Annotated in this window: 11 protein-coding genes; all 11 read right to left on the reverse strand. The window is 40.0% G+C overall.

Going from position 1 to position 13,220, the window contains the following annotated elements:
- Positions 1–43: 43 nt before the first annotated feature.
- The 11 genes from IGI41_RS09065 to pflA all read right to left on the reverse strand — a co-directional run bounded on the left by IGI41_RS09065 (position 44) and on the right by pflA (position 13,136).
- A complete protein-coding gene (locus tag IGI41_RS09065) occupies positions 44–796 on the reverse strand; it encodes a hypothetical protein (protein WP_430609470.1) in 753 nt (250 codons plus the stop codon).
- A 93-nt stretch (positions 797–889) separates the two neighbouring features.
- Positions 890–3,328 carry a glycogen/starch/alpha-glucan phosphorylase gene (locus IGI41_RS09070; RefSeq protein WP_430609471.1) on the reverse strand — a complete coding sequence of 813 codons (2,439 nt, stop codon included), beginning with the start codon at positions 3,326–3,328 and terminating at the stop codon, positions 890–892.
- Positions 3,329–3,437: 109 nt separating this feature from the next.
- Positions 3,438–4,868, reverse strand: coding sequence for a glycogen synthase GlgA (gene glgA, locus IGI41_RS09075; RefSeq protein WP_430609472.1), 1,431 nt, complete (start codon positions 4,866–4,868; stop codon positions 3,438–3,440).
- Positions 4,865–6,016 (reverse strand): glucose-1-phosphate adenylyltransferase subunit GlgD, encoded by a 1,152-nt coding sequence (gene glgD, locus IGI41_RS09080; RefSeq protein ID WP_430609473.1) that lies wholly within the window; start codon positions 6,014–6,016, stop codon positions 4,865–4,867. Before glgD ends, glgA begins: the two co-directional genes overlap by 4 nt.
- On the reverse strand, positions 6,006–7,148 hold the full coding sequence (locus tag IGI41_RS09085; RefSeq protein ID WP_430609474.1) for a glucose-1-phosphate adenylyltransferase: 1,143 nt from the start codon (positions 7,146–7,148) through the stop codon (positions 6,006–6,008). The genes glgD and IGI41_RS09085 overlap by 11 nt, the downstream gene beginning before the upstream one ends.
- Positions 7,149–7,160: 12 nt before the next feature.
- Entirely contained in the window at positions 7,161–9,092 is a 1,932-nt protein-coding gene (gene glgB / locus IGI41_RS09090) for a 1,4-alpha-glucan branching protein GlgB (protein WP_430609475.1), read from the reverse strand.
- A gap of 185 nt (positions 9,093–9,277) precedes the next feature.
- Entirely contained in the window at positions 9,278–9,685 is a 408-nt protein-coding gene (locus IGI41_RS09095; protein ID WP_430609476.1) for a hypothetical protein, read from the reverse strand.
- Between the two features lie 73 nt (positions 9,686–9,758).
- Complete coding sequence (locus tag IGI41_RS09100) at positions 9,759–10,202, reverse strand: hypothetical protein (protein ID WP_430609477.1); 444 nt, start codon at positions 10,200–10,202, stop codon at positions 9,759–9,761.
- 199 nt (positions 10,203–10,401) lie between these two features.
- Positions 10,402–11,220 (reverse strand): DUF1803 domain-containing protein, encoded by an 819-nt coding sequence (locus tag IGI41_RS09105; protein WP_430609478.1) that lies wholly within the window; start codon positions 11,218–11,220, stop codon positions 10,402–10,404.
- A gap of 77 nt (positions 11,221–11,297) precedes the next feature.
- Positions 11,298–12,227, reverse strand: a complete 930-nt coding sequence (locus tag IGI41_RS09110) for a manganese-dependent inorganic pyrophosphatase (RefSeq protein WP_430609479.1) — start codon at positions 12,225–12,227, stop codon at positions 11,298–11,300.
- 150 nt (positions 12,228–12,377) lie between these two features.
- Positions 12,378–13,136 carry a pyruvate formate-lyase-activating protein gene (pflA, locus tag IGI41_RS09115; RefSeq protein ID WP_430609480.1) on the reverse strand — a complete coding sequence of 253 codons (759 nt, stop codon included), beginning with the start codon at positions 13,134–13,136 and terminating at the stop codon, positions 12,378–12,380.
- Positions 13,137–13,220: the final 84 nt, after the last annotated feature.

Genomic DNA, 13,220 nt, shown 5'->3' on the forward strand with positions numbered 1-13,220 from the left:
AAAATTCCCATCGCTTACGAGCGATAGGAATCAATTGCTTCTATTATGATCGGAAATAGCCATTCTTCTCGTCATCCATTTGATCGTCTTCGATCATCCCTTGCAATGAACGATCTAACAAGCCTTTTTTTTCACCGTTTTTTTTACTGGCGGCACGATACTGGCTGCGGGTCATACCGACACCTTGTGGACGATTGAATTTTTTGACTGTTGGATCATTCGCCTCTTTTACCTGATACGCTGCCGGTTCATGATCGAATAACAAATAACTCTCACTTGGTTTGGCCATCGACTCGAGTAGTGCATTTTGAGAAATATCAGGTTTTTGTTCGTCTGGAATAATGGACGCTGGAATATACTTAGGTACAAAATAAGAGCGACCGCTGTATTCTTTCTTTGGTGTTGTCATTGGTTCAGCTTTTGCTTCTTTACTGGTCACCTGATAAGAAGAACGTTTTTTATTGTCGCCAAAAAAGTTCGTTTTACCAGTCGGTTGTTGTTCCTTGACTGGTTTATGTTCATAACGCGGCAGATTGGCGCGATGTTGAGCAAGTTCTTCTTTTTGCTGCACATTATGACCACGATTACGCTGACTAGATGGCACTTTACGATCGATGGTTTCTTTATCCGGTTTTGGCCGTTTCGGTGTTTCTTTGATTTCGGTCAAAATCCAATCATTTTCTTTACTAAAGGCAGGTTTATGCTCTGATTCTAATTTAACGCCCTCTGTATCATCATACGCAGGAAAGCGAAAATGCTTGCGTTTCACATCTAAATAATTAGCCACTCTACTCATCCTCTTACAAGTGATTTTTTATTATCATACCATAAATCAAGGTCAATTTCACCAAAGACAGATAACCTTGCTTTTTTGTAAAGGCAAAAAAACCTATGATTTATTTTCTGTCAAGCTCGCAGTGTGCGGATCCTTCACATGGGCAAATAATGGTTCGATTTGCCAGATATCCTCCGCATATTGCTGCACTGTTTTGTCAGCGGTAAATTTCCCAGCATTGGCTATATTCATCAAACTCACTTTTTTCCATCTCTGCGTATCACGGTAGGCGATATCGATTCGATTCTGCGCATCACAATAAGCTTCAAAATCTCTAAGTAAAAAGTATTCATCATTGTATTTGATCAGCGAATCAAAGATTTCTTTTCCTTCCATTTCGATACCGGGAATCGTTCCGTCCACAAATGCATTGACCACGCGTTGCAATGTGGTGTCATTCTCATAATAGCTATAGGCAGAGTAATTTTTTTCGGCATAGTATCGATACACTTCTTCTTCTGTTAAACCAAAAATGGCAATATTTTCATCTCCAATGGCATCGCGTATTTCTATATTTGCCCCATCTAACGTGGCGACGGTAACGGCACCGTTGAGCATGAGTTTCATATTGCTTGTACCGGATGCTTCTTTAGAAGCCAATGAAATCTGCTCACTCACATCAGCAGCTGGAATGATTCGTTCTGCCAAGGAAACGTTATAGTTTTCTAGGAAAACAACTTTGATTTTGTCTTTGATTTGCGGATCATGATTGATCATTGCTGCGGTTTCGTTGATTACTTTGATGATCGATTTGGCATAATGATAACTAGGCGCAGCTTTGGCACCGAAAATAAACACTCTCGGATGGAATTCAGCTTCTGGATTTGCTTTTGCTTCAAAATATAGTTTCAAAATATGCATCAGATTCAACAACTGCCGCTTATAAGCATGTAGTCGCTTGATTTGGACATCAAATATAGCGGTTGGATCAACTTTGAGCCCACAGTGCGCCTCAATATAATCGGCTAAAGCGACTTTATTTTGTTTTTTGGCATAGGCAATCGCTTCTAAGACGGATGCATCATCCTGATAGTTTTTAAGCAAACTCAGATCCTCGGGTTCATGATGCCAACTATCACCAATCGTATCATCTAAAACCTTTGTTAACGGTCGATTGGCCAATTGCAACCATCTTCTTTGGGCAATTCCATTGGTTTTGTTATTAAATCGTGCTGGATAAATGACATAGAAATCATGCAGAACAACAGCCTTCAAAAGATCCGAATGCAGCTTGGCTACCCCGTTGATACTATGACTGCCGATGATTGCCAGATTTGCCATATGAACTTGGCCATCGCTGATAATCCGTGTTCTATTTAGCAGGTCACAAGGGTGCACTTTTTCAAGTCCTGCAATAAATCGCCGATCGATTTCTTCGATGATTTGATACATCCGCGGTAAGACTTCCTTGATCATATTTACTGGCCATTTCTCAAGCGCTTCAGCCATGATCGTATGATTGGTGTAACTCATCACTTTAAGGGTTGTTGCCCATGCTTGTTCCCAGGCCATTTCTTCCTCGTCAACCAGCAATCGCATCAATTCAGGAATACACAATGCTGGATGGGTATCATTGATATGAATGGCGATTTTCTCACTCATTTGATCCATTGGTCGATTCATTTTTTTGTAATAACGCAAAATGCTTTGGATACCAGCCGAAACAAAAAAGTATTCTTGCATCAAGCGTGTGCGTCTGCCAGTTTCGTTTGAATCATCAGGGTACAAAACCGCGGTTAGATTTTCTAGTGCTTGACGGGACTCAAGGGTCGCATATTTGGCTTCTTCCTTCGAAGGTACTTCCACACTCCAAAGTCTTAATGTATTCAAATGTTGATTTTGATAACCCAACATTGCTGTATCATACGGGACGGCACGCCAAGTAAAACCACCTTCATATACCGGTTTCAGCTTACCTGCTTCATTTTCTTGCAGATAAACATTCCCCCCAAAATGGATCGGTACGGCTTTACTTTCTTTCCGTACTTCCCACACATTGCCTGAGCGCAACCAATCATCAGGCAACTCCACTTGATGGCCATCGATAAATTTTTGTTTGAATAAGCCATATTTATATCGAATGCCATTCCCATTACCAGGTAACGCTAACGAAGCCAATGAATCCATAAAACATGAGGCCAAGCGGCCAAGGCCGCCATTACCTAATGCCATATCCTTTTCTGTTTCTGCTACTTCATCTAAAGAAACACCTAGCTCGTGCAAGACATCCTCAGCAATCGTCAATAAATCCAAACTAAGCAAATTGCTTTTTAACATTTTTCCTGGTAAAAATTCAATAGAGAAGTAATAGGCCTGTTTTTGTTGTTCCGCGAGTAAATGTTGTCTTGTTTGTCGCCAATCATCCGCATATGCATACTTCACCACTTGCGCCAAGGCTTGAAATAATTCTTGCGGTGAAGCATCTTCAATAGAAATCGCATATAATTCATTGACACTATTTTCTAATAATGTACGCAATTTTTCCTTTGTCATTTGGATCAACCCCTTATTCGATTGTTTTGAAAAAGACAGAAGCTTTTTGCGGCCGCTGTGCAATACTTGAGACTGCAACAGACGAAGGCGTGCTTCTGTCTACATATGATTACAGGATTTCATTATACAATGTGATATAAGCATCTGAGCTTTGGTCCCAACTAAAATCTTTGCTCATGGCTTGATCGACCAAACGAGCCCATACCTCTTGATTCGTTTGATACAGTGTCACTGCTTGCTTCAACGTTTGCATCAAATTAAACGGGGTAAAATCTTGAAAACCAAACCCTGTACCAGCAGACGTGATTGGATTATAAGGTATCACAGTATCCTTCAGTCCGCCGATTTCATGCACGACTGGCAATGTACCATAGCGCATCGCCATCATCTGCGAAAGTCCGCATGGCTCAAAAGCCGATGGCATTAAGAAAATATCAGCTGCAGCATACATTTTTTGCGCCAATGCCAAATCAAATGTGATCGCTGCTGCGCATTTATCTGGATAACGTTCTGCAAAATAGCGGAACCCTGCTTCGAAATCAGGTTCTCCAGTCCCTAGCAATATGAACTGAACATCAAACTGCATCAAGTTCTCCATTTCTTCTAAAACCAAATGGAAGCCTTTTTGCGTTGTTAAGCGACTGACCACAGTAATCAATGGAACGTCTTTACGCTCTGGTAAACCAAAGGCTTGTTGCAATGCTTGTTTATTTTTTTGTTTGCCTGCTAGATTTTCTTGATTAAAGGGATAGTCCAAATAAGGATCCGTTTCAGGATTATTGGTTTCATAATCGATGCCATTCAAAATACCGCAAAGTTTGCCTGTTTCCATCCGTAAAATCACTTCAAGTCCACAACCAAACTCAGGAGTTTTGATTTCTTCGCTATAAGATGGACTAACAGTCGTGATACGGTCTGCGTACAAAATGCCTGCTTTCATAAAATTCAGGCAATCATTCAATCGTACCGTACCATCATCATATCGCTCAGTTCCCATACCAAACAAATCAGGCAGCACATCGCGACTGTACCAACCTTGAAAACCAATATTGTGGATCGTCAATACGGTACGAATATGTTGATAGGCATTGATCCAACGATATTTTTCTTTTAAGAGAAAAGGAATCATCGCCGTATGATAATCATTCACATGCAACACATCTGGTATAAAATCGACGCGCTCCATCATCTCGATCACAGCCAACTGGAAGAAAGCAAAACGTTCACCATCATCATAAAAGTCATAGATTTTCTCACGACCAAAATAATACAAATTGTCGATGAAAAAATATGTCACTTCGTCAAGTTGCAATTTTTTGATGCCGCAGTATTGTTTGCGCCAGCCAACAGCAACTTCAAATGAGAAGCAATCTTCCAATTGTTCTTGATAACGTGCAGGCATCATTGTATAAAAAGGTAAGACTACCGCAGTTTCTACACCTTTTTTTGCTAGCTCTTTTGGTAATGCACCTACCACGTCTCCTAGTCCGCCTGTTTTGAAAAAGGGGGCGCATTCCGCTGCTGCAAACAATACCTTCATGCGGTCACGCCCCCAATGATATCTTCGGTGACATGCGCATTTTTCTTGATCACGACTGGTGTTTCTTTGGTACCTTGGACTTTGACCCCTTCTGCGATGACCACATTTTTATCTAGAATCGCATAGGAAACATCTGCGCCAGCTTTGATTTCATTGTTTCCAAAAATGATTGTCCCTTTGACTTTCGCTTCTGGATGAATCGTGGTACGGCGTGCAACCAACGAATTTTCTACAGTTCCTTCAACAATACACCCTGAGGCGAAATGACTATTGGTAACATCAGATGTTTCTGAATAATAGGTTGGCACCTCGTTTTTTAATTTTGTGTAGATTTTTTGATTTGAATACAATAATGAGGTGAATTTGTGCACATCTAGCATATCCATATTTGTTTGATAGTAGGAAGGAATATCATAGATGTTACTCAAATAGCCAGTATATTCATACAACCCAGTATCTTTAACAGAAATCAGTTCTCGCAAAAATTCGCCTAGATTTGGTGTTGCACCAACTTTTTGGCCTTCTTTTAATGCCTCGATCAAACGATCAGTTCGAATGATAAAAATATCTGTACATAAATTGACTAGCGTGTTGACTGAACATTTTTTGGCTTCGATTGCTTCTTCTAAATGTCCTTCAGCGTTGACGTTGAACAACAAATCATTCTCACAGACTTTGCTGCTGTCGATTCGTTTGTAAACAACTGTCATCTCATTTTGTTGTACTTGATGGATTTTTAATAACGCTTTTAAATCAATATTGCACAAAATTTTACTACCCATAAAGACTGTGTGTTCAGATTTTGATTTTTCTAAATAGTCAATTACGCTATAGTAATATTCTTCCCCTTGTGCTTGTTGTTTCAATGAATCTTGGAATAAGTGAATAAAGAATCGATTTTGTACACCGTCTAGATTCCATTCTTTCCCACCACCGATATGATCGAAAACAGATTGTGTTTCACCTTCATTGAAAATCATATATACCTGTTTGATATTGGCATTTTCAATGCTTGATAGATTGAAATCGATCAAACGGTATTTGCAATCAAATAACAATGTTGATAACGGTCGTTTATCTGTTAAAGGCATCAAGTCTTGGTAGCGATGCAAATTGCCCAGAATAGCACACATTTTATTAGTTTTCATCAATCGTCACCCCTATGATTTCAGAATAGCCAACCACAGCGATTTCATCACTGCCGTCGATTTCAGCGTCATCGCCGATCACTGCATTTTCCCCCACGATCACGCGGTTTAATTTAACATTTTTCCCAATCACGGCCCCTGGCATCACCACACTATCTTTAATGGTGGAGCCTTCTTTGACCTGAACATTTTCTGATAAGATACTATGCTCGATTTCACCGGCAACATAACAACCGTCCATTACCAAGGAATCTCTGGCTGCCCCTGTTTCTGTTACAAAATGCGGTGGTGCAATTGGGTTTTTGGAGAATACTTGCCAAGCTTTGTCCCGAATATTCAGTTCCATCGATGGATCAATAAACTCCATATTGGCTTCCCACAATGAATCGATGGTTCCCACGTCTTTCCAGTAACCAGAGAAGCGATAGGCAAAAACGTTGTCCCCGCTTTCTAAATAAGAAGGAATTACATGTTTCCCGAAGTCGACCATTTCACCATCTTTGCTATAATTGCTCAACAGCATGTTGCGCAAACGGCTCCAGTCAAAAATATAGATGCCCATTGACGCCAAATTGCTCTTTGGTTCTGCCGGTTTTTCATCAAACTCGATGATGCGATCATTTTTATCAGTATTCATGATACCAAAGCGAGAGGCATCTTTCATTGGCACTTCCAATACGGCAACTGTCAATGAGGCATCATTTTCTTTATGTTGCTCCAGCATATCCTCGTAATCCATTTTATAAATATGGTCACCAGATAAAATCAAGACATATTGAGGATCCATTTCATCGATATAGGCGATATTTTGATAAATCGCATGTGCTGTGCCTTCGAACCATTTACCGCCTTCGGAATTAGAGTAAGGCTGTAATATCGTTACTCCCGTACCGATGCCATCTAAGCCCCAACTAGCCCCATTCCCAATGTGGCTGTTCAATGCCAATGGTTGATATTGGGTCACGACCCCAACGTTTTTGATTCCTGAATTGACACAATTACTTAATGTAAAATCGATGATACGATAACGTCCGCCAAATGGTACCGCTGGCTTGGCAATGTTTTTGGTTAGTTTACCTAACCGTGTTCCTTGTCCTCCTGCGAGGATCATTGCTAACATTTCTGTCTTCATACATCCGGTGATTTACTCACCTTTCCCCCCTTTGATCGTTTTCTTATTTTGTGTTGTCTTTTTTCTCGTCATTTTGATTTTTTCTGGTTTAATGATCAATGCCCCTAATGCAGGCAATATTGTTTTGATTTGATGGTCATATTGTTTAAAGGGAATTGCTTCTGATACTTGATCTGCATTGTTCGCGATCCAAGTGCCGCCAAACTGTTCATGCTCAGTGTTCAAGATTTCTCGGTAGGTTCCAGCGTACGGTACACCTATGGCAAAATCATGGCGCTCAACTGGCGTTAAATTCAATACCACGATCACAAAATCTTTTTTGGTTTTTCCTTGTCGCATAAAGGTCAACGTTGTTTCATTTAAATTGTCTGCATCGATCACTTCTAAAGACGCTTCTTGATCATCTAACTCCCACAAAGCCCGTTCTTCTTTATACAATTGATTCAACGTACGGGTAAACACTTGCATTTTGCTATTCAAGTCATCTGCTAGATCTCGCCATTCTAATCCGTGATCAAACTTCCATTCTAGGTACTGTCCCCACTCACTGCCCATAAATAACAATTTTTTACCTGGATGCATCATCATATAGGTGTATAAATTTCGCAGCTGTGCAAATTGCTTGTAGCGATCTCCCCACATTTTGTTCATCAGACTTTTTTTGCCATGAACGACTTCATCGTGAGACAACGGCAAAATATAATTTTCTTGCATACGGTACATGAATGAAAAAGACAATAGGGACAAATGATCCTTTCTAAAAATCGGGTCCATTTCATAAAATCGCAAGACATCATTCATCCAACCCATATTCCATTTGTAATCGAAGCCTAATGCACCATCTTCGATCATGCCTGTTATTTTGGTATCAGATGTGCTTTCTTCCGCAATCATCAACACTGCAGGATGCGCCAGTTTGATGACCGCATTCAATTTTTGCATAAAATAATAACCTTCAAGATTCCGATTGCCGCCTTCATGATTCGGTTCCCATGGTCCTTCGTCCATATCGCGATAAATCATATTGGATACAGCGTCGACTCGGATGCCATCAATATGGTAAAACTCAATCCAAAACAGCGCACTTGAAATCAAAAAGCTCTGCACCTGTGGTTTGCCAAGATCAAAATTAATCGCTCCCCAACGGATGTTTTTTGCCCTTTGCGGATCGCTGTACTCAAAAGTTGGTGTACCATCGTAATAAGCCAAGCTATCTTCGTTGACACAAAAGTGACCTGGAACCCAGTCGAGGAGCACGCCAACATTTTCTAAATGACAAGCTTCGACAAAATCTTGAAACTCTTCCGGCTTGCCAAAATAAGCACTTAGCGCAAAATAACCAGTGAGTTGATAGCCCCAAGAGGCACCCAATGGATGTTCCATCAAAGGCATAAATTGAATATGGGTATAGCCCATTTTCTTCACATATGGAATAAGTTCATCTTTTAATTCGGAGAAATGATAAGGGGTGCCATCTTCATGGTGTTTCCATGAACTCGCATGAACTTCGTAAATATTCAGAGGACGATTAAACGTTTTTTGTCGCTTTTTACGGCCTTGCCACAACCCGTCTCGCCATTTTTTAGCCGGAATGGTGTGTAGTACAGCTGCAGTTCCCGGTCTGTCTTCAAAGTGGATAGCAAAAGGATCGATTTTTAATACGATTCGGTCATCAGCCTGTTTGACTTTGAATTTATACAACTGACCTTCTCGTGGTAAAACAGTGGCAATTTCCCAAACGCCTGATGCGCGTTTTTGCATCGGCATGGAGTCATCCCACTGATTGAAATCACCCACAAGCCATACTTGTTGGGCATTTGGCGCCCAAACCCTAAACACATACCCATCTTCCGTTTGATGGGCACCCAAAAAATGTTGCGCATAAAAGTTTTCGCCGCTCAGAAATGTTGCTTCTGCTTGCATTGTCTGCTGTTTGGTGGCCATTTCTTCATCCGTCCTTCCACTTTGTATGTAAAATCGTGTGCATAGCCTATGCACAAATTCTTTGTAATCGATTAAAAATAACTCTACTATCAGCATAGCATAAAAGATATTTCAAGTAACGTAATAACCTAAAGTAATGACCAAAAAAATGGAGCCCAAAGAAAAAACAGCTTGAACACACTTGTTCAACCTGCTTCAGCTCTGCTTTTAAACTTCTGTAATAGGAAGAGGACGGTCACGAGCAACTGAAACATGCAAAGGCTTAAAATAATCAACCCATAATCAAATGAAAAATAATCAACGCTTTTACCAAAAAACAGCAATGTGCTGCAGGCGGTGAATGCAGACATCACCTGCCACAAACGAAACCGGTAAAAACTAATGACCATCGTATAAAAACTAACGATTCCTAAAAGGAATAATTGGCTAAAACGATCGAATACAGTATCAGAAAAATAGATATCTCCAAGAACCACTGGGAGAGAACAAAAATTATCAGGCACTTGGTATAAGGCCATTAGTGCCGCTACGATACTTATCAATCCAATCAGCATATGGCTGCCTGCGACTGTTATGCGCAAATTTACTTTCATTCCCACTCACAACCTTTAAAAAAAGAAGCGTATCTTCCAAATTTTCATCCCTACATCTTTTAATCTTTTCTGATCAAGCTTGCCAAAGTTCCTTCACTTGTCCGTCAGTATAAACTTTATAAATATTTTTGGTCGCTTGTTGATGGCGAAAACTGCCAATCAAATAATATTGACCATCACAATCAAAATCAAGATCTCCCAAAACTTTATAGTTTATGGTTGATAGATTGCCAAATTTACTTGCAATAAATCGAACAGCTTGTGCTGGATTCAACAAGTAATTTTTATTCACTAACCAATCGACGACGATCGATACCACCGTATTTGCATTGATTGCTTCTTTTTCCTTTAATGCCAAAATCAACTCACCATCAGAAAAACGTGTATCATCGATTCCTGCTGCTTTGATCGAGTGACGTGCGACTTCAATTTCTGCCATAGAAATGAAAGTGATCATTTCTGCTTTTGCTTTATTTTGATCAACAACTTGGTTATTTACCTCTTTTAAACCTTCCATTTGAATTACCCCTTTCAAAATTTCTAAATCTATCATATCACCTTGAAAAAGAATCTCCAAATGAAACGATTGTTATATTTTAATCTTTTTTAATCTAATTATAATGTTTATAGAATACAAAAAAAGCTGTTAGGATAGACCTAAACAGCATATGGCAGCAATAAATTTTTTTCATCCCTTACAGTATTGTTCATTTTTCTCATTTTCGTTTGAAAAATAATGTGTCTTGTGAAACGGACTCTCCGAGCATTTGAGCAAGTAACAGACGTTCCATAAACAACGTTTTTCGTTCCACTGGCAGCCCAATATCTTCTGGTTCCGTCATCGTGTCATGATGAGGCACTAAGAATGAGGGCGATTCCTCAGAAGAAACAATCCCGGTCAGTTGAAGCGAGCGCAAAAAGATACTTGGGCGTACTTTTTTATGTTTTAAGATTCTTTCAAAAATGACGCCTACTTGATCTGAATAATAAGGGACATCTACATCCCCCACTAACCGCATCAACTCTTGATAGACTGCTAGCGTTAACTGACGCTGATTCGCAACAAAAAATGCAGGCATGGTTTTAGGCCAATCAACTTGAGACACAGTGAACCACTGAAACATTGGATGTGATACTTGATAGATCGTTGCCTGGGGGATATTCTCATCACAAGCATAAAAGTACTGTAACGAATTCTGATGGTGACAAGCATGCTGCAGCCACGTCCCCGTAAATATATCTCCTTGATTCTGAAAAGGATGCGCCTGCTGAAATGCTTCTAAACATGCAATTTGATCTTTTTTTGAATAAATTGGAAAATTCAACTGATAACGTCGTTGGTCTCTTTTAATAACATTCTTTGCAACCAATCGTTCCAACAGCGCACTAAAGGACGCCTCCGTAAATACTACTTTTATCTGACGCAAGGTAGGCGGCGTCGGTTGTTCCATGATAAATCGACAAAATGCCAGAAATACGGGTGAATCATAATCATTATGCATATCTTGGTAATGCTTACTATAGATAAATTTCAATTTTTGCTCCTTCCAACATACCACAAAAAATACTGACAAGCTCTAGCGAAGAGTTGCCAGTATCCAAAATCGTTTGATTAGATGCCAAATTGCGCTGTTAATTGTGGCACGATTTGTTTTTTACGAGAAACAACTCCAGGCAAGAATGCGCGATGATCCTTCAACGTCACATTGAAAGCTGCTTTAACAGGTGCGATTGGTGTACCGACAACCAATAATTCTGAATTGCTGTCTAAAATATCTGTAGCAACCAACAAGAATAAATCATAGTTGTTTGCTTGCATCATCGCTTCCATTGCAGATTCTAGTTCTGCTTGACGATCAAAAACTTCTTTTAAGTCTACAGTGTTTACTTGTGCGATACGAACGTTTTTATCCCCCATTGGGAAACTCTTGGCATCAAGGTCTAGCAACTCTGATGCTGTTTTGGTACTCAAATTAGTACCTGCCTTCAACATAGCTAATCCATAAACTTCTAAATCAACACCTGCGATCGCCGCAAGCTCTTTTGCAGCTGCCTTGTCTTCTTCCGTACAAGTTGGTGATTTAAACAATAATGTATCAGAAATAATTGCTGATAACATCATACCGGCAATTGGTTTTGCAACTTCGATGTGATGCTCTTTATACAGTTTAAAAATAATCGTACTTGTACAACCGACAGGTTCTGCACGGTAGTACAATGGATTGGCTGTTTCAAAGTTTGCGATCCGGTGATGATCCACAACTGCTAGAACAGTCACATCTTTCAAATCTGCCACACTCTGTTGACTTTCATTGTGGTCCACCAGCATCACTTCATCCGTTTCATTGGCTGCAGTTTCGATCACGCGAGGAGCGGATAATTTGAAGGTGTCTAAGGCAAATTGTGTTTCCTCATTTGGGGTCCCTAACGCAACAGCCTCAACATCTTTTCCTAATTCTTTTTGTAATGCAGCAAAGGCAATTGCAGCACCAATCGCATCTGTATCCGGGTTTTGATGACCAAAAACCAATATTTTTGACATAGTATTCATCGCTCCTATTTCATTTGATATTCACTGTTTAATGATAGCAAAAAACCAAAAAGAATCAATAGTTATCTGTTTTTAATCCATGATCGCTAAACCAAAAAAGACACCCAATCCTTTTTAAAGAACTTGGATGTCTATTTTGTTCTATACACGTGTCAAATAGCCCTTATAATCATTGACATGCAATAGAGCTTTGGCATTTTTCACACGCTCTTCAGTTGGTGGTTGGATACCGTCTAAAGGATATTTCAAGCCCAGTTCATCCCATTTGTATTTTCCCATTGTATGATACGGCAATATTTCTACTTTATCTACATTATTCAGTGACTTGATAAAAGTATCTAAACGAATCAAAAATTCATCATAGTCACTTCTAAAAGGGACCAGCACATGACGGATCCAAACAGGTTTATTGATTTCAGATAAATAATTGGCCATATCCAAAATATTGTCATTGGATTGGGTCGTCAATTCTCTGTGGGCCTTATTGTCAATGTGTTTGATATCGAACAATAATAAATCAGTGACTGTCATCAGTTCTTGAAATTTGCTAAAGAAAGGTTCTTCCCGAGTAAATGGCTTGCCGCAAGTATCTAGTGTCGTGCTGACACCTGCTTCTTTCGCCTTGCGGAACAAATCGATCAAAAAGTCCAATTGCAACAAGGGTTCACCACCACTCACTGTGATTCCGCCTTTTTGTCCCCAGAATTCACGATACTTCAGTGCCTCTTCTAAGACGTCATCTGTTGTACGTTCCACACCGCTGCCTATCTTCCAAGTATCAGGATTGTGGCAAAATTGACAACGCATCCGACATCCTTGCATGAACACAATAAAGCGAATCCCAGGTCCATCGACGGATCCAAAACTTTCTGTTGAATGTACTTGTCCTGTTACTGCCATAACGCTCTTCCTTTCTATATAAACGAACTGATCGTTCGATACAATAAGCGGCGGAGGTTTCCCTGCCGCCGCCTTCTTAGTTGC

The sequence above is a fragment of the Enterococcus sp. DIV0876 genome (assembly GCF_050529585.1).
Lineage (GTDB): Bacteria > Bacillota > Bacilli > Lactobacillales > Enterococcaceae > Enterococcus_D.